Below are 14,815 nucleotides of genomic sequence, written 5' to 3'. Positions count from 1 at the left end.
AAGACGTCGCTGACGGCGGCGATCACCAAGGTGCTGGCCGAGACGACCGGCGGCGTCGCGGTCGATTTCGCCAACATCGACAAGGCTCCCGAGGAGCGCGAGCGCGGCATCACGATTTCGACCGCACACGTCGAGTACGAGACGACGGCGCGCCACTATGCGCACGTCGATTGACCAGGCCACGCCGATTACGTGAAGAACATGATCACGGGTGCCGCGCAGATGGACGGCGCGATCCTGGTCGTGTCCGCCACCGACGGTCCGATGCCGCAGACCCGCGAGCACATCCTGCTCGCGCGTCAGGTCGGCGTGCCGGCGATGGTCGTGTTCATGAACAAGGTCGATCTGGTGGACGACGCCGAGATCCTCGAGCTCGTCGAGCTGGAAATCCGCGAGCTGCTCAGCTCGTACGAGTTCCCGGGCGACGACATCCCGATCATCCAGGGTTCGGCCACCGCCGCGCTGCAGGACAAGCTGCCCGAGATCGGCAAGGAAGCCGTGCTGAAGCTGATGGCAGCGGTCGACGAGTATATCCCGCAGCCCGAGCGTCCGCTCGACAAGCCCTTCATGATGCCGATCGAGGACGTGTTCTCGATCTCGGGTCGCGGCACGGTTGTTACCGGTCGCGTCGAGACGGGCATCGTCAAGGTCGGCGAGGAAGTCGAGATTGTCGGCATCCACCCGGCCGTGCGCAAGACCACGGTCACAGGCGTCGAGATGTTCCGCAAGCTACTCGATCAGGGTCAGGCCGGTGATAACGTCGGCGCGCTGATCCGCGGCGTGGCGCGTGACGAGGTCGAGCGCGGCCAGGTGCTCTGCAAGCCGGGCACGATCAAGCCGCACACCGACTTCAATTCGGAAGTATACGTGCTGTCGAAGGAAGAGGGTGGCCGTCACACGCCGTTCTTCGCCAACTACCGTCCGCAGTTCTACTTTCGCACCACGGACGTGACCGGCACCGTCGAGCTGCCCGAGGGCACCGAGATGGTGATGCCGGGCGACAATGTCGCGCTGGGCATCAAGCTGATCGCGCCGATCGCGATGGACGTCGGCCAGCGCTTCACCATCCGCGAGGGCGGTCGCACCGTCGGCGCGGGCGTGGTCAGCGGCATTACCAAGTAAGCCGCTAACCCGGTTTAGTCGCCGCCCGGCGCTCTCCAGAGCGTCGGGCGGTTGCTTTTTGTAAAGGTCTCTGTCAGAGGCCGCGCCTTCGAGTTTCCACGAACAGCAAGAGCCGTCGCAGCGGCCCGCTCTTTCATATCGGTAGGGTACCATGGACAACAACATTCGCATCCGCCTCAAGGCGTTCGATCATCGTGTGCTGGATCAGGCCGCCGGCGACATCGCCGACACTGCGCGCCGTACCGGTGCGCTGATCCGTGGCCCCATTCCGTTGCCGACCCACATCGACAAGTTCACCGTCAATCGCGGTCCGCACATCGACAAAAAGAGCCGCGAGCAGTTCGAGACGCGCACCTACAAGCGCCTGCTCGACATCGTGCAGCCGACGCCGCAGACGGTGGACGCGTTGATGAAGCTGGACCTCGCTGCCGGTGTTGACGTGCAGATCAAGCTCGCCTAACGGGTTGTCTCCCGCGGTCGACCAGATGGTCCCGCAGGAGCAACGACATTGAGATACCGCCAATCGCTTGCGGTTGGGACAGCGTCTCCCGTCATGCCTCGCAAGGGGTAACCAGCCCGGGACGGGGGCCACGCTTCGCTTTTCCGGGCTGACACGCACCTGGCAATTTCGCCCTGTGCCTCTGTGAGGAGATTGGTCATGCGCACCGGCGTGATCGCGAAGAAGATGGGCATGACGCGCCTGTTCGGCGACGATGGGCGGCACGTGCCGGTCACCGTGCTTCAGCTCGAGCAGCTGCAGGTCGTGGCCCGCCGCGAGATGGACAGGGACGGCTACACCGCCGTCCAGCTTGGCGCGGGCGTCGCCAAGGCGAAGAACGTTGCCAAGCCGCAGCGCGGCCACTTCGGCAAGGCCGAGGTCGAACCCAAGGCGTATTTGGCCGAGTTCCGGGTGTCCGAGGACAATCTGCTCGACGTCGGCGCGGAGCTGTCGGCCGAGCATTTCGTCGCCGGCCAGCTGGTCGACATTCAGGGCCGTACGCAGGGCAAGGGCTTCCAGGGCGGCATGAAGCGCTGGAACTTCGGCGGTCTGCGCGCGACGCACGGCGTGTCGGTGTCGCACCGCTCGCTGGGTTCGACCGGTCAGCGCCAGGATCCGGGCAAGGTCTTCAAGAACAAGAAGATGGCCGGTCACATGGGTGACAAGAACCGCACCCAGCAGAACCTTGAGATCGTTTCCACGGACGCGGAGCGCGGCCTGATCTTCGTCAAGGGCTCGGTGCCCGGGTCGAAGGGCGGCTGGCTGCTCGTCAAGGATGCGGTCAAGGTTCCGGCATACGCAGGTATTCCGATGCCTGCCGGATTGAAGTCGGTGGCTGCAGCAAACGACAGTGACACCATGGTTGCCGACACGACCGCCGACGAGACGATCGTCTCCGGGGCTGACGTGACGACCACCGACGGCCAGGAGGGCTGAGCGTGAAGGTCAAGATTTCCTCCTTCGCCGGCGAGAGCAATGGCGAAGTCGAGCTGAACGACGAGGTGTTCGGTCTCGATCCGCGCGCCGACATCCTGCATCGCGTCATTACCTGGCAGCTCGAGAAGCGCCGCGCGACCGCGCGCGGTACTCGTGAGCGTGCCGATGTCGCGCGCACGGGCAAGAAGTTCGGTCGTCAGAAGGGCGGCGGTACGGCTCGTCACGGCGATCGCCGCGCACCGGTGTTCGTCGGCGGCGGCAAGGCGCACGGCGCCCGCGTCCGTGACTTCGACCCGTCGCTGAACAAGAAGGTCCGCGCGCTCGGCCTCAAGATGGCGCTCAGCAGCCACGCCAAGGCAGGCTCGCTGATCATCCTCGACGGCTTTCAGGTCAGCAAGACCAGCGAGCTGAAGGGCCACTTCGCGACCCTGGGTACGGGCAACCGGACGCTCGTTATCGATGGCGTGATCGCCGAGGGCCATCGCGCCGGTCGCAACCTGCCGGGCGTGGACATGCTCCCGGCGGTTGGCGCGAACGTCTATGACATCATCAAGGCCGACACGCTGGTGCTGACCCGCGCCGCCGTCGAGCAGCTGGAGGCCCGCTTCCATGGCTAAAGACAAGCAGGCGGTCGACAATCGCCATTACGACGTGATCCTCGCGCCGCACATCACCGAGAAGGCGACGCTGCTGACCGAACAGGACGCATACGTGTTCAAGGTCGCGACGAAGGCCACGAAGCCCGAGATCAAGGCTGCGGTCGAGGCGATTTTCGGCAAGACGGTGAAGAGCGTCAACACTATCCTGCAGAAGGGCAAGACCAAGAAGTGGAAGGGCACGCCCTACACCAAGTCCGACATCAAGAAGGCGATCGTGACCTTGGCGGCAGGCGAGTCGATCGACATCACCGAAGGGGCCCGCTGACATGGCGCTCAAGCAATATAATCCTACCAGCCCCGGCGTCCGCGGGCTGGTGCTGGTCGACAAGTCGCAGCTCTGGAAGGGCAAGCCTGTCAAGGCGCTGACCGAGGGCAAGCACAAGTCGGGCGGCCGCAACAACAAGGGCCATGTGACCTCGCGCGGCATCGCCGGCGGCCACAAGCAGCGCTATCGCTATGTCGATTTCAAGCGTCGCAAGTGGGACGTCGAAGGCATCGTCGAGCGGCTGGAATATGATCCCAATCGCACTGCGTTCATCGCGCTGGTGAAATATGCCGACGAGGAGCTGGCCTACATCATCGCGCCGCAGCGGCTCGCTGTGGGTGACAAGGTCGTCGCGGCCAAGCGCACCGACGTGAAGCCAGGCAATGCCATGGAGCTCGCGTCCGTCCCCGTCGGCACCATCGTCCACAATGTGGAGATGAAGCCGATGAAGGGTGGGCAGATCGCACGGTCGGCCGGCACCTATGTGCAGGTCGTCGGTCGTGATCGCGGGATGGTGATCGTGCGGCTCGGCTCGGGCGAGCAGCGCTATATCCATGGCGAGTGCATGGCGACCGTTGGCGCGGTCTCGAACCCTGACAACCAGAACCAGAACCTCGGCAAGGCCGGGCGCTCGCGGTGGATGGGCAAGCGCCCGCTGACGCGCGGTGTCGCCAAGAACCCGGTCGACCATCCGCATGGCGGCGGCGAAGGCCGTACCTCCGGCGGCCGTCATCCGGTCACGCCGTGGGGCAAGCCGACGAAGGGTGCGCGCACCCGTCACAACAAGTCGACCGACAAGATGATCATCCGGTCGCGTCACTCCACGAAGAGGAAGGGCTAAGATGGCTCGCTCGGTATGGAAGGGCCCGTTCGTCGAGCTCTCGCTGCTGAAGAAGGCTGAGACCGCGCAGGACACCAACGCGCGCGCGCCGATCAAGACCTGGTCGCGCCGCTCGACGATCCTGCCGCAGTTCGTTGGTCTGACGTTCAACGTCTATAACGGCCGCAAGTTCGTGCCGGTGTCGGTGAACGAGGATATGGTCGGCATGAAGCTGGGTGAGTTCGCGCCGACGCGCTACTTCCCGGGTCACGCCGCGGACAAGAAGGGCAAGCGCTGATGAGCAAGCCAGTCTCCCCGCGCAGGGTCGGCGACAAGGAAGCCTTGTCGGTCGGCACGCAGATCCGAGGGTCCGCGCAGAAGCTGGGCCTCGTTGCGGCGCTGATCCGCGGCAAGAAGGTCGGCGATGCGATGAACATCCTGCAGTTTTCGACCAAGGGCATGGCCATCGACGCACGCAAGGTGCTCGCGTCCGCGATCGCCAATGCCGAGAACAACCACAACCTCGATGTCGACGCGCTGGTCGTGTCGGAGGCATCGGTGGGCAAGTCGATCACCATGAAGCGGTTCGCCACGCGCGGTCGCGGCAAGTCGACCCGCATTCTCAAGCCGTTCAGCCGTCTGCGCATCGTCGTGCGCGAGCAGGAAGAAGCATAATGGGTCAGAAATCGAACCCGATCGGCCTGCGTCTGCAGATCAACCGGACGTGGGACAGCCGCTGGTTCGCCGAGGGTGCGGACTATGGCCGTCTGCTGCTGGAAGATCTTCGGATGCGCCAGTACATCATGAAGACGCACCCGCAGGCTGCAATCTCCAAGGTCGTGATCGAGCGTCCCGCCAAGCTTTGCCGCATCTCCATCTATGCCGCGCGCCCTGGCGTGATCATCGGCAAGAAGGGTTCGGACATCGAGAAGCTGCGCAAGACGCTCGGCCAGATGACCAAGTCGGATGTGTCGCTGAACATCGTCGAGATCCGCAAGCCCGAGGTCGATGCCCGTCTGGTTGCCCAGTCGATCGCCGATCAGCTGGAGCGCCGGATCGCGTTCCGCCGTGCCATGAAGCGCGCGGTGCAGTCGGCATTGCGCCTGGGTGCCGAGGGCATTCGCGTTGCTTGCGGCGGTCGCCTTGGCGGTGCCGAGATCGCGCGTGCCGAGAGCTATCGCGAGGGCCGGGTGCCGCTGCACACGCTGCGCGCCAACATCGACTATGCCGAGGCCGAGGCGCACACGTCTTATGGCGTGTGCGGCGTCAAGGTCTGGGTGTTCAAGGGCGAGATCCTGGGTCACGACCCGATGGCGACCGACCGGCTGATGATGGAAGCACAGACATCCGGCGTCCGCCCTGCGCGTGACGACGATCGTCGCCGCTGAGGACTAGATCATGCTGCAACCGAAAAAGACCAAGTTCCGCAAGGCGTTCAAAGGTCGCATCCACGGCGATGCGAAGGGCGGCACGTCGCTCAACTTCGGCTCCTATGGCCTGAAGGCGATGGAGCCCGACCGCATCACCGCGCGTCAGATCGAGGCGGCTCGCCGCGCGATCACGCGGCACATGAAGCGTCAGGGGCGGTTGTGGATCCGCATCTTCCCGGACGTGCCGGTGTCGAGCAAGCCCGCCGAGGTCCGCATGGGCTCGGGCAAGGGTTCGCCCGAGTTCTGGGCGGCGCGCGTCAAGCCGGGCCGCATCCTGTTCGAGCTGGACGGGGTCGATGGCAAGGTTGCGGCCGAGGCGTTCGAGCGCGCGGCAATGAAGTTGCCGATCAAGGTCAAGGTCATCGCGCGCCTTGGCGACACCTCGCACCTGGGAGGCGAGTGACATGGCCAAGACGACCATCGACTTCACGGGCTCCAGCGACGATCAGCTGGGCGAGCAGCTGGGTCAGCTGAAGCGCGAGCAGTTCAACCTGCGCTTCCAGGCGGCGACCAACCAGCTCGAGAAGCCCAGCCGCGTGCGCGAGGTCCGCAAGGATATCGCGCGCATCAAGACCATGCAGGCGCAGCGCACCGCTGCCGCCGCGAAGTAAGGAAGAGCACATGCCAAAGCGCGTGCTGACCGGGCTGATCGTTTCCGACAAGGGCGACAAGACGGTGGTGGTGAATGTCGAGCGGAAGGTGAAGCACCCGCTCTATGGCAAGATCATCCGCCGCTCGAAGAAGTATCACGCCCATGACGAGGCGAACGAGTTCAAGCAGGGCGAGACGGTACGGATCGAAGAGACCGCGCCGATCAGCCGGCTGAAGACGTGGAAGGTCATGGACCGGGTCAACACCCACGCGACGCCCGAGCGGGTCGAGCTGTCGGGTGAAGAGGCCGCGTCGACACCATAATCGTTCCCGTCCCGTTTGCGGGAGGGGAGAACAAGGCGGGGCTGGGTCAGCAATCCACCCCAAGGTAAGAAGGAATCGGATCGATGATCCAGATGCAATCCAATCTCGAGGTCGCTGACAATAGCGGCGCGAAGCGGGTGCAGTGCATCAAGGTGCTGGGCGGCTCGAAGCGTCGCGTGGCCGGTGTGGGCGACATCATCGTCGTCTCCATCAAGGAAGCAGCACCGCGCGGCAAGGTGAAGAAGGGCGATGTCCATCGCGCCGTCATCGTCCGCACCGCCAAGGACATTCATCGCGCGGACGGCTCGACCATCCGTTTCGACAGCAATGCCGCCGTTTTGGTCAACAAGAACGAGGAGCCGATCGGCACCCGTATCTTTGGCCCGGTCGTGCGCGAGCTGCGCGGCAAGAAGCACATGAAGATCATCAGTCTCGCGCCGGAGGTGCTGTGATGAGCAGTGCTTCTCAGAAGGCTGGTCCGAAGCTGAAGATGCGGATCAAGAAGGGTGACCAGGTCATCATCCTGTCCGGCAAGGACAAGGGCCGCACCGGCACCGTCACCCAGGCGATGCCCAAGGACGGCAAGGTAATCGTCGGCGGCGTCAACATCGCCACGCGCCACACCAAGCCGAGTCAGGGCGATCCGCAGGGTGGCCTGCAGAAGTTCGAGGCGCCGCTGCACGTGTCCAAGGTCGCGCATGTCGTTGACGGCAAGCCCACTCGGGTTCGGTATGAAGTGCAGGATGGCAAGAAGGTCCGCGTGGCCGTGAAGACGGGAGCGAAGATCGATGGCTGAGGGCAACGAGACGGTGTCCGCGTACACCCCGCGCATGCGGTCGATGTACGACGACACGATCGCCAAGGCGATGACCGAGAAGTTCGGCTACAAGAACAAGCTCGAAGTCCCAAGGCTCGACAAGATCGTGCTCAACATGGGCGTCGGTGAGGCGACCCAGGACAAGAAAAAGGTCGAGCAGGCTGCGCAGGAAATGGAGCTGATCGCCGGCCAGAAGCCGGTCGTCACCAAGGCCAAGAAGTCGATCGCACAGTTCAAGCTACGCGAGGGCATGCCGATCGGTGTCAAGGTGACGCTGCGTCGCGAGCGCATGTACGAGTTCCTGGACCGCTTCATCACGATCGCACTGCCGCGCGTTCGCGACTTTCGCGGACTGAACCCGAAGAGCTTCGACGGTCGCGGCAACTATGCCTGCGGCATCAGAGAGCAGATCGTGTTTCCCGAGATCAACTATGACCGCATCGACAAGGTGCGCGGCATGGACGTGATCGTCACCACCACGGCGAAGACTGACGACGAAGCGCGTGAGCTGCTGCGCCTGTTCGGCTTCCCGTTCCCGCAGGAAGAGACCGAAGAGGTCAAGAAGGCGGCGTAACCGAGTTCCCCTCCCGCTTGCGGGAGGGGTCAGGGGTGGGCCTGTGACACAGGTCCGGGCCTGCCCACCCCCAAGCCCTCCCGCAAGCGGGAGGGGAGAAGACGAAGAGAGCTTAAGTCCATGGCGAAACTGAGTTCCATCAACAAGAACAACCGCCGGCGCGAGCTGGTGAAGAAGTACGCACCCAAGCTGGCGAAGCTGAAGGCGCAGGCGAACGACCAGTCGCTTGACGAGGGCGAGCGCCTGATCGCGCGGCTGAAGATGGCCGAGCTGCCGCGCAACGGCAATCCGACGCGGATCCGCAATCGCTGCGAGCTGACCGGGCGTCCGCGCGCTTATTACCGCAAGTTCCGCCTCGCCCGCGTGATGCTGCGCGATCTGGCCAACAAGGGCCTGATCCCCGGCGTCACGAAGTCGAGCTGGTAAGGACAGTATAATGGCAGTGACCGATCCATTGGGTGACCTGCTCACCCGTATCCGCAACGGACAGCGCGCGAAGAAGGACTCCGTCCTTTCGCCCGCGTCCAAGCTGCGCGTCCACGTCCTCGACGTGCTCCAGCGCGAAGGCTACATCCGTGGCTATTCCGAAGAGCAGATGGGCCCCGCCGCCGGCGTGCGCATCGAGCTCAAGTATTTCGAAGGCCAGCCGGCTATCAAGCATGTCGCGCGCGTCTCCAAGCCGGGCCGCCGCGTCTACAGCGGCAGCCAGTCGCTGCCGCGCGTGATGAACGGGCTGGGCATCACCATCGTCTCGACGCCGCGTGGCGTGCTCTCGGATGCCGAGGCCCGCGAGCAGAATGTCGGCGGCGAAGTCCTCGCGGAGGTGTTCTGATGAGCCGCATCGGCAAGAAGCCGGTCTCCGTACCGGCTGGCGTGACCGCGACGATCGAGGGCAAGCAGCTGAGCGTCAAGGGCCCCAAGGGCATTCTGACGCTCGCGATGCGCGACGAGATCACCTACTCGGTCGAGGGCGACGGCATTTCGGTGCAGCCCGCCAACGCCACCAAGCAGGCTCGCGCCTTTTGGGGCATGCAGCGGACGCTGGTTCAGAACCTGGTGACCGGAGTGACCGAGGGCTTCACCAAGAAGCTGCTCATCACCGGCGTCGGCTATCGCGCCGCCGCGCAGGGCCGGAACCTGAAGCTGCAGCTCGGCTATAGCCATGACGTCAACATCGACGTGCCGGAAGGCGTCGAGGTGAAGACGCCGGACGCGACGACCGTCGAGATCAGCGGGTCGGACAAGCAGAAGGTCGGCCAGCTGGCCGCGGAGATACGCCAGTGGCGCAAGCCTGAGCCATACAAGGGCAAGGGCATAAAGTACGCCGGCGAGTTTATCTTCCGCAAGGAAGGGAAGAAGAAGTGAGCAAGCACCTTTCGCTTTTCGAGAAGCGTCGTCGTCGCAATCGTACCGCGCTGCGCTCGCGCGCCGGCGTTCGGCCGCGGCTGCATGTGCATCGCTCGGGCAAGCACATCTATGCGCAGGTCATCGACGATGAGGCCGGCCGTACGGTCGCGGCCGCTTCGACGCTGGCCGGGCATGAGGGGGCGACGTCGAACGTCGCTGCCGCCACCGAAGTCGGCAAGCGGGTAGCCGAGGCAGCCAAGGCCGCCGGTGTGACCCGCGTCGTGTTCGATCGCGGCGGTTTCCTGTTCCACGGACGCGTGAAGGCGTTGGCCGAAGCTGCGCGCGAAGCCGGATTGGAGTTCTAATACATGGCCGATGCAAACGATATCCAGTCTCAGCCCGGCGCTCCCGCCGCGGTCGAGGCTCCCGTCGGTGATGCCGGCGCTAACACCGGCTCCAATCCAGGCGGTTCCGGTGGCGGTTATCAGGGTGGCGGCGGTGGCGGCTACCAGGGCGGCGGCGGCGGTGGTCGAGGTCGTGGTGGTCCCGGTGGGGGCGGCGGCGGCGGTCGCGGCCGCGGCGGTCCTGGCGGCGGCAATCGCGGTGGTCCGGGCGGCAATCGCGGTGGTCGCGACAATCGCGGTGGCCGTGGCGGCCTCGACGATGGTGGCGAGGAGCTGATCGAGAAGCTGGTCCACATCAATCGCGTCTCGAAGACGGTCAAGGGCGGCAAGCGCTTCGGCTTCGCGGCGCTGGTCGTGGTCGGCGACGGCAAAGGCCGGGTCGGTTTCGGCCACGGCAAGGCGCGCGAAGTGCCGGAGGCGATCTCCAAGGCGACCGCGGCGGCCAAGAAGGCCATGGTCCGCGTGCCGCTGAAGGAAGGCCGCACGCTGCATCATGACGCCAACGGCCACTTTGGTGCCGGTCGCGTCACGCTGCGCGCTGCGCCGCAGGGTACGGGCATCATCGCCGGTGGCCCGATGCGCGCCATCTTCGAGTCACTCGGTGTGGCTGACGTGGTGACGAAGTCGGTGGGGACGTCCAATCCCTACAACATGATCCGCGCTACCTTTCAGGCGCTGGGCGAGCAGACCAGCCCCAAGAGCGTGGCGCAGCGGCGCGGCAAGAAGATCGCCGATCTGCTGGGTCGCGGTCACGGCGCTGACGCGCAGACCGCCGAGGCCGAAGCCTTGGCCGTCACGGAGTAATCGAGATGGCGACGATCAAGATCAAGCAGACGGGTTCGCCCATCCGCCGCACCGGCGATCAGCGCGCGACGCTGGTTGGCCTTGGCCTCAACAAGATGCACCGCGTGTCGGAGCTGACGGACACGCCGGAAGTGCGCGGCATGATCCGCAAGGTCCAGCACATGGTCGAGGTGCAGGAGGGCTGAGCCCACCTGCATGTTGGCATGGTGAACGGCGCGGCCCGAAAGGTTCGCGCCGTTTGCATGTCAGCAGCCTCGCAGCCGATGTATGGCATCAAGGATATCGGCCGCCGCCGCGTCCGGCGTAAAGGGCGTGATCACGGACAGACACGAGACGGCGGACGGTGAGTCCTCCCCGGCCAACGCGGCCATCCCGTCCCGGAGCGCCGCTTCATTGAGCGGATCGAAGGCAAGGCCGCTCAGACCCGGCCTGACTAGCTCAGGCAGACAGCCACAGCGGTCGCTGACGAGGACGGGGCAGCCATAGGCAAGCGCTTCGTTGACCACCAAGCCCCAGGGCTCGCGCAACGAAGGCAGGATGAGGGCCGTGGCGGCGAGATACTCGTCCGCGAGCGCGTGCTGATCTAGGCCGCCGACGAATGCCAACCTGTCGGTAATGCCGAGCGCTTCCGCCTCCCGAACGAGCTGCAACTGCAGCGGGCCGGCTCCGACCAGACGCAGCCTTGCGGAGGGTTGCTCGACAACGAACCGCGCAAACGCACTCAGGAGGCGTGACAGGTTCTTTTCGGGTGCGAGCCGTCCGACATAGAGGAAACTCGGGGAAGGGCTGCGGAGATGGGCGCGGAGTTCTGGTATGACGGCGGCGTTGTAATCGTCGGGAAGCGCCGCCGCCTGGCACCGCGTCACCAGCGCTTCTGGCCGCGCGCCGAAGTGCAGGGCCATCGCCTGTGCTCGCTCGCCATAGCAGAAGATCAGATCGCAGCGGCGGAAGAAGAACCGTTTGAGTCCCGCGCGCAGTCGCCCGGGTCGGCTCTCGCCCAAGGTCGAGTCGCAGAACACTCCGCGTGGCCTTCCCTGCAGCACCAGGCCGAGCAACTGTGCCCAGTCCTGCGCGCTGGCATAGCCCGCGATGATCGTGAAGTCCGCCCGACCCGTCAGACCGCGCCAGAAGAAGTACGGTACCGATCGCCAGCGCGGGATCGCGTTGAGCGCGCCTCGGTACAAGAGTTCGAATGGATAGCGATGGTAGTCGAGATCCACCGCTCCCAATCCCACGCGGTTGCCGTCCGTCTCCGCCATCTGGACGAAATGCACCAGATCGCCCGACGCCTGCGCCTTTCGATGCAGCGCGGAGAAGACCCGGCCCTTGTATCGGGACCAGAGAACGTTGTGCCAGATGTCGATCTTCACCGTGGGTCAGCCCGTCAGTGCGGCGCGAGCATGCTCGGCGATCGCACGGCGGAAATCGCACCATTGCCACTTCGCGGCGGCGGCATGGATGGCGGCTCGATCCAGATGGCCTGCCAACGCCGCGTCGCGCGCCGTCGTCAGGGCTGTGGCCAGCGCCGTTAGGTCACCGGCACGCACCAGCGTCGCCGCCTCGCCGGGCAACGCCAGGTCGGGCAACCCGGTATTCTCGGTGCCGATGATGTGGCAGCCCTGCGCCAGCGCCTCCAGGTACACCAGTCCGAATCCTTCCACGAGCGACGGCATCACGAACACGTCGGCCTGCGCGTAGAGCCGATCGAGCCCTGCGCGATCCTGCCGCCCGAGCAGTCGGATCGACGGGTCGGTGATCATCTCCTGGATGCCGGGATCGATGCTATAGCAGACCAGCGTCAGCCGCGCATCGGCCAGCCCGCTCGCCTGCCATGCTTCGATCAAGTGGTGCAGTCCCTTGCGCTGTATGCCTTGCCCGACGAACAGGAACTCCGCGCGCCCGCCTCGCGGCACGATGGCGGGGAGAGACGATGGTGCCGTGCCGTAGGGAATGACGGTGATCCGGTCGGGCGGACAGCCGTCATGCTCGAGCGAACGCCGCGTCATCGCGCTTGCGCAAACCACGGCGTCGGCCCGCTTCCAGGCGTCGTTCCGGCGCGATCGCGACAGTGCGGCACGTTCCAGTTGGTACGACCATCGGGTCTGCGGAAAGCGCGCATGATCCGCGTCGAGGACGTCTAGCGATAGGGCCGGGGTGGGGTGGTATTCGAAGATCACGCGCCGCGTGCCCTGTGCGATCGAGCGCTCGTCGGGAAGGTGTGGAGCGTAGCAATACAGGTGCGCATTCACGCGGCGTGCGACGCGCGCCGCTCGGGCGGCGAGCAGACGGTCGGTGACCGGGAAGATGCGGCCCATCGGCAGGCGCAGCGATTGCGCTGCGGATTGCAGCACGAAGCTCAACGGCGCGTTGCGCGTGACCGTCGCGGGCAAACCGGGGGTCCGCCGACGCCGCAGCGCGGTTGGCAGCCATTCGGGCGGGCCGTCGGGTGCATAGTAATCGGTGACGAAGCACGCCAACAGCCCCGCCTCGTGCAAGGCGAGCGGCACCTGGTAGCCGTCGCGTCCGCGATTGATGGCGCAGACATAGCCATCAGCCATGGGGGTGAGCCGGTCGATGAGGCTTGTGATACCGGCGCATACAGCACCGCTAGCGGGGCGAGCCGCAAAAGGGGAGGGTGACAATCACGACCGGCCCGGCTATGCGCGCCGGCTTGCCCAATCAGCGCGACCATAGCGAAAGCGAGTGCCTACCCATGAAACTGAACGAACTCCGCGACAACGACGGTGCCCGTAAATCCAGGATGCGCGTTGGACGCGGCATCGGTTCGGGCAAAGGCAAGACCGCTGGCCGTGGCCAGAAGGGCCAGAAGAGCCGCGAGGGCGTGTCCATCGCCGGGTTCGAGGGCGGGCAGATGCCGCTCCACATGCGGCTGCCCAAGCGCGGCTTCAACAACATCTTCGCCAAGGATTATGCCGAGGTGAACCTGGGCGCGATCCAGCGCGCGGTCGACGCTGGCAAGATCGAGGCGAACGCGACGTTGGACCACGCTGCGCTGCAGGCCGCAGGCCTTGCGCGCGGTGGCAAGGACGGCGTCCGCCTGCTCGCCAAGGGCGAGATGACGGCGGTGCTTTCGTTCACGGTTGCGGGTGCGTCCAAGGGTGCCATCGAAGCGGTCGAGAGGCTTGGCGGCAAAGTCGACGTGATCCACGTCGTGCCGGCGGCGGAGAAGGCGGCCGCCAAGAAGGGCGTCAAGTACAAGGAGCGCCAGGCGCACAAGGCCTCGTTCAAGGCCTGAGCTTCCCCGCGCATTAGACATGGCGTTCGCTACGCCTATATGAGCGGCGGGACGGGTTAGCTCGTTCCGCCGTTCACGTTTCCAGGACACCTCATGGCATCCGCAGCCGACCGAATGACTCTTGGCTTCAATCCCGGCAAGATCGGGCAGGCGACCGACCTGAAGAAGCGGCTGTGGTTCACGATCGGCGCGCTGATCGTGTTCCGGTTGCTGTCCTATGTGCCGTTGCCGGGGATCGATCCGGTCGGCCTGACGAACCTGGCCAATAACGCCCGAGGAGGGGTCCTCGACTTCTTCAACACCTTTTCGGGTGGCGCGCTGGAACGTGCGAGCCTGATCGCGTTGGGTGTGATGCCCTACATCACCGCCTCGATCGTGGTGCAGCTGGCGACCTCGCTGTCGCCGCAGCTGGCGGCGATCAAGAAGGAAGGCGAGAGCGGGCGCAAGAAGCTCAACCAGTACACCCGCTACGGCACTGTGCTGCTGACCGCGATCCAAGGCTATTTCATCGCCGTCGGGTTCGAAGCCGGGGGAGCGGTGGTCGAGCCTGGCACGCTGTTCCGCGTCGCCTGCGTCATCTCGCTAATCGGGGGCACGATGTTCCTGATGTGGCTGGGCGAGCAGATTACCAGCCGCGGCATCGGCAACGGCGTGTCGCTGATCATCATGGCCGGCATCGTCGCGCATCTCCCAACGACGCTGTACCAGCTGCTGGAGAGTGCGCGGTCCGGGCAGGGCAATATCGGTGGCATCCAGCTTGTCGGCATCGTCGTCGCGGTGATCGGGCTGATCCTGTTCATCTGCTTCATGGAGCGGGCGCAGCGTCGCATCCTGATCCAGTATCCCAAGCGCCAGACGCAGCGTGGCATGCAGGCCGAACGCAGCCATCTGCCGCTGAAGATCAACACCGCTGGCGTCATCCCGCCGATCTTCGCGTCGTCGCTGTTGTTGATGCCGCTTACGGTGT

General features: G+C 65.2%; 24 protein-coding genes and 1 pseudogene. 23 read left to right on the top strand and 2 right to left on the bottom strand.

Annotated features, from left to right (window positions below; translation table 11 throughout):
• From tuf to rpmD, 21 genes and pseudogenes are all read left to right on the top strand, one after another.
• Positions 1 to 1,122 (top strand): annotated as a pseudogene (gene tuf, locus JWN21_RS02195) (elongation factor Tu); the annotation flags it as partial.
• Between the two features lie 151 nt (positions 1,123 to 1,273).
• Positions 1,274 to 1,582: a 30S ribosomal protein S10 gene (gene rpsJ, locus JWN21_RS02190; protein ID WP_299645767.1), complete on the top strand. Its 309-nt coding sequence runs from the start codon at positions 1,274 to 1,276 to the stop codon at positions 1,580 to 1,582.
• Between the two features lie 198 nt (positions 1,583 to 1,780).
• The gene (gene rplC, locus JWN21_RS02185) at positions 1,781 to 2,557 is read left to right on the top strand and encodes a 50S ribosomal protein L3 (RefSeq protein WP_299645766.1); all 777 of its coding nucleotides are present in this window, start codon (positions 1,781 to 1,783) and stop codon (positions 2,555 to 2,557) included.
• A gap of 2 nt (positions 2,558 to 2,559) precedes the next feature.
• Positions 2,560 to 3,174, top strand: coding sequence for a 50S ribosomal protein L4 (gene rplD, locus JWN21_RS02180; protein WP_299645765.1), 615 nt, complete (start codon positions 2,560 to 2,562; stop codon positions 3,172 to 3,174).
• Positions 3,167 to 3,481 (top strand): 50S ribosomal protein L23, encoded by a 315-nt coding sequence (locus tag JWN21_RS02175; protein WP_299645764.1) that lies wholly within the window; start codon positions 3,167 to 3,169, stop codon positions 3,479 to 3,481. Before rplD ends, JWN21_RS02175 begins: the two co-directional genes overlap by 8 nt.
• A 1-nt stretch (position 3,482) precedes the next feature.
• On the top strand, positions 3,483 to 4,322 hold the full coding sequence (rplB, locus tag JWN21_RS02170; RefSeq protein ID WP_299645763.1) for a 50S ribosomal protein L2: 840 nt from the start codon (positions 3,483 to 3,485) through the stop codon (positions 4,320 to 4,322).
• A 1-nt stretch (position 4,323) separates the two neighbouring features.
• Positions 4,324 to 4,599, top strand: coding sequence for a 30S ribosomal protein S19 (gene rpsS, locus JWN21_RS02165; protein WP_299645762.1), 276 nt, complete (start codon positions 4,324 to 4,326; stop codon positions 4,597 to 4,599).
• Positions 4,599 to 4,976, top strand: coding sequence for a 50S ribosomal protein L22 (gene rplV, locus JWN21_RS02160; RefSeq protein ID WP_299645761.1), 378 nt, complete (start codon positions 4,599 to 4,601; stop codon positions 4,974 to 4,976). The genes rpsS and rplV overlap by 1 nt, the downstream gene beginning before the upstream one ends.
• Positions 4,976 to 5,689, top strand: a complete 714-nt coding sequence (gene rpsC / locus JWN21_RS02155) for a 30S ribosomal protein S3 (RefSeq protein ID WP_299645760.1) — start codon at positions 4,976 to 4,978, stop codon at positions 5,687 to 5,689. The genes rplV and rpsC overlap by 1 nt, the downstream gene beginning before the upstream one ends.
• A 10-nt stretch (positions 5,690 to 5,699) precedes the next feature.
• Positions 5,700 to 6,134, top strand: coding sequence for a 50S ribosomal protein L16 (gene rplP / locus JWN21_RS02150; RefSeq protein ID WP_299645759.1), 435 nt, complete (start codon positions 5,700 to 5,702; stop codon positions 6,132 to 6,134).
• Position 6,135: 1 nt separating this feature from the next.
• Entirely contained in the window at positions 6,136 to 6,342 is a 207-nt protein-coding gene (rpmC, locus tag JWN21_RS02145) for a 50S ribosomal protein L29 (protein WP_299645758.1), read from the top strand.
• Between the two features lie 10 nt (positions 6,343 to 6,352).
• Positions 6,353 to 6,646: a 30S ribosomal protein S17 gene (gene rpsQ / locus JWN21_RS02140; protein ID WP_299645757.1), complete on the top strand. Its 294-nt coding sequence runs from the start codon at positions 6,353 to 6,355 to the stop codon at positions 6,644 to 6,646.
• 83 nt (positions 6,647 to 6,729) lie between these two features.
• Positions 6,730 to 7,098 (top strand): 50S ribosomal protein L14, encoded by a 369-nt coding sequence (rplN, locus tag JWN21_RS02135; protein WP_299645756.1) that lies wholly within the window; start codon positions 6,730 to 6,732, stop codon positions 7,096 to 7,098.
• Positions 7,099 to 7,136: 38 nt separating this feature from the next.
• The gene (gene rplX, locus JWN21_RS02130; RefSeq protein WP_299645768.1) at positions 7,137 to 7,442 is read left to right on the top strand and encodes a 50S ribosomal protein L24; all 306 of its coding nucleotides are present in this window, start codon (positions 7,137 to 7,139) and stop codon (positions 7,440 to 7,442) included.
• Positions 7,435 to 8,037 (top strand): 50S ribosomal protein L5, encoded by a 603-nt coding sequence (gene rplE / locus JWN21_RS02125; RefSeq protein WP_299645755.1) that lies wholly within the window; start codon positions 7,435 to 7,437, stop codon positions 8,035 to 8,037. Before rplX ends, rplE begins: the two co-directional genes overlap by 8 nt.
• Positions 8,038 to 8,157: 120 nt before the next feature.
• A complete protein-coding gene (gene rpsN, locus JWN21_RS02120) occupies positions 8,158 to 8,463 on the top strand; it encodes a 30S ribosomal protein S14 (protein ID WP_299645754.1) in 306 nt (101 codons plus the stop codon).
• 10 nt (positions 8,464 to 8,473) lie between these two features.
• On the top strand, positions 8,474 to 8,869 hold the full coding sequence (rpsH, locus tag JWN21_RS02115) for a 30S ribosomal protein S8 (RefSeq protein WP_299645753.1): 396 nt from the start codon (positions 8,474 to 8,476) through the stop codon (positions 8,867 to 8,869).
• Complete coding sequence (gene rplF / locus JWN21_RS02110; protein WP_299645752.1) at positions 8,869 to 9,402, top strand: 50S ribosomal protein L6; 534 nt, start codon at positions 8,869 to 8,871, stop codon at positions 9,400 to 9,402. Before rpsH ends, rplF begins: the two co-directional genes overlap by 1 nt.
• Positions 9,399 to 9,749 (top strand): 50S ribosomal protein L18, encoded by a 351-nt coding sequence (rplR, locus tag JWN21_RS02105; RefSeq protein WP_299645751.1) that lies wholly within the window; start codon positions 9,399 to 9,401, stop codon positions 9,747 to 9,749. Before rplF ends, rplR begins: the two co-directional genes overlap by 4 nt.
• 3 nt (positions 9,750 to 9,752) lie before the next feature.
• Positions 9,753 to 10,592, top strand: a complete 840-nt coding sequence (gene rpsE, locus JWN21_RS02100; protein WP_299645750.1) for a 30S ribosomal protein S5 — start codon at positions 9,753 to 9,755, stop codon at positions 10,590 to 10,592.
• A gap of 5 nt (positions 10,593 to 10,597) precedes the next feature.
• Positions 10,598 to 10,777 (top strand): 50S ribosomal protein L30, encoded by a 180-nt coding sequence (rpmD, locus tag JWN21_RS02095; RefSeq protein ID WP_299645749.1) that lies wholly within the window; start codon positions 10,598 to 10,600, stop codon positions 10,775 to 10,777.
• Positions 10,778 to 10,837: 60 nt separating this feature from the next.
• Here rpmD and JWN21_RS02090 read toward each other — a convergent pair whose 3' ends face one another.
• Positions 10,838 to 11,962, bottom strand: a complete 1,125-nt coding sequence (locus JWN21_RS02090) for a glycosyltransferase (protein WP_299645748.1) — start codon at positions 11,960 to 11,962, stop codon at positions 10,838 to 10,840.
• A gap of 6 nt (positions 11,963 to 11,968) precedes the next feature.
• Positions 11,969 to 13,150 (bottom strand): glycosyltransferase family 4 protein, encoded by a 1,182-nt coding sequence (locus JWN21_RS02085; protein ID WP_299645747.1) that lies wholly within the window; start codon positions 13,148 to 13,150, stop codon positions 11,969 to 11,971.
• A 155-nt stretch (positions 13,151 to 13,305) separates the two neighbouring features.
• On the opposite strand from JWN21_RS02085, the gene rplO reads away from it, so the two are divergent.
• Together rplO and secY are read left to right on the top strand one after the other, a co-directional pair.
• Entirely contained in the window at positions 13,306 to 13,848 is a 543-nt protein-coding gene (rplO, locus tag JWN21_RS02080; protein ID WP_299645746.1) for a 50S ribosomal protein L15, read from the top strand.
• Positions 13,849 to 13,941: 93 nt separating this feature from the next.
• Positions 13,942 to 14,815 (top strand): preprotein translocase subunit SecY (secY, locus tag JWN21_RS02075; protein ID WP_299645745.1); only part of this gene is annotated, 874 nt, incomplete at its 3' end.

This window comes from Sphingomonas bacterium, assembly GCF_028292945.1.
Classification (GTDB): domain Bacteria; phylum Pseudomonadota; class Alphaproteobacteria; order Sphingomonadales; family Sphingomonadaceae; genus Sphingomonas.
Note: the sequence above shows the minus strand (reverse complement) of the source record. Positions and strands in the feature narration are given on the sequence as shown.

What these genes read in the sequence shown, in the direction of transcription:
- rpsJ (WP_299645767.1), top strand. Translation starts at nt 1,274, where the DNA reads ATGGACAACAACATTCGCATCCGCCTCAAGGCGTTCGATCATCGTGTG.
- rplC (WP_299645766.1), top strand. Translation starts at nt 1,781, where the DNA reads ATGCGCACCGGCGTGATCGCGAAGAAGATGGGCATGACGCGCCTGTTC.
- JWN21_RS02175 (WP_299645764.1), top strand. Translation starts at nt 3,167, where the DNA reads ATGGCTAAAGACAAGCAGGCGGTCGACAATCGCCATTACGACGTGATC.
- rplB (WP_299645763.1), top strand. Translation starts at nt 3,483, where the DNA reads ATGGCGCTCAAGCAATATAATCCTACCAGCCCCGGCGTCCGCGGGCTG.
- rpsS (WP_299645762.1), top strand. Translation starts at nt 4,324, where the DNA reads ATGGCTCGCTCGGTATGGAAGGGCCCGTTCGTCGAGCTCTCGCTGCTG.
- rplV (WP_299645761.1), top strand. Translation starts at nt 4,599, where the DNA reads ATGAGCAAGCCAGTCTCCCCGCGCAGGGTCGGCGACAAGGAAGCCTTG.
- rpsC (WP_299645760.1), top strand. Translation starts at nt 4,976, where the DNA reads ATGGGTCAGAAATCGAACCCGATCGGCCTGCGTCTGCAGATCAACCGG.
- rplP (WP_299645759.1), top strand. Translation starts at nt 5,700, where the DNA reads ATGCTGCAACCGAAAAAGACCAAGTTCCGCAAGGCGTTCAAAGGTCGC.
- rpmC (WP_299645758.1), top strand. Translation starts at nt 6,136, where the DNA reads ATGGCCAAGACGACCATCGACTTCACGGGCTCCAGCGACGATCAGCTG.
- rpsQ (WP_299645757.1), top strand. Translation starts at nt 6,353, where the DNA reads ATGCCAAAGCGCGTGCTGACCGGGCTGATCGTTTCCGACAAGGGCGAC.
- rplN (WP_299645756.1), top strand. Translation starts at nt 6,730, where the DNA reads ATGATCCAGATGCAATCCAATCTCGAGGTCGCTGACAATAGCGGCGCG.
- rplX (WP_299645768.1), top strand. Translation starts at nt 7,137, where the DNA reads ATGCGGATCAAGAAGGGTGACCAGGTCATCATCCTGTCCGGCAAGGAC.
- rplE (WP_299645755.1), top strand. Translation starts at nt 7,435, where the DNA reads ATGGCTGAGGGCAACGAGACGGTGTCCGCGTACACCCCGCGCATGCGG.
- rpsN (WP_299645754.1), top strand. Translation starts at nt 8,158, where the DNA reads ATGGCGAAACTGAGTTCCATCAACAAGAACAACCGCCGGCGCGAGCTG.
- rpsH (WP_299645753.1), top strand. Translation starts at nt 8,474, where the DNA reads ATGGCAGTGACCGATCCATTGGGTGACCTGCTCACCCGTATCCGCAAC.
- rplF (WP_299645752.1), top strand. Translation starts at nt 8,869, where the DNA reads ATGAGCCGCATCGGCAAGAAGCCGGTCTCCGTACCGGCTGGCGTGACC.
- rpsE (WP_299645750.1), top strand. Translation starts at nt 9,753, where the DNA reads ATGGCCGATGCAAACGATATCCAGTCTCAGCCCGGCGCTCCCGCCGCG.
- rpmD (WP_299645749.1), top strand. Translation starts at nt 10,598, where the DNA reads ATGGCGACGATCAAGATCAAGCAGACGGGTTCGCCCATCCGCCGCACC.
- JWN21_RS02085 (WP_299645747.1), bottom strand. Translation starts at nt 13,150, where the DNA reads ATGGCTGATGGCTATGTCTGCGCCATCAATCGCGGACGCGACGGCTAC.
- rplO (WP_299645746.1), top strand. Translation starts at nt 13,306, where the DNA reads ATGAAACTGAACGAACTCCGCGACAACGACGGTGCCCGTAAATCCAGG.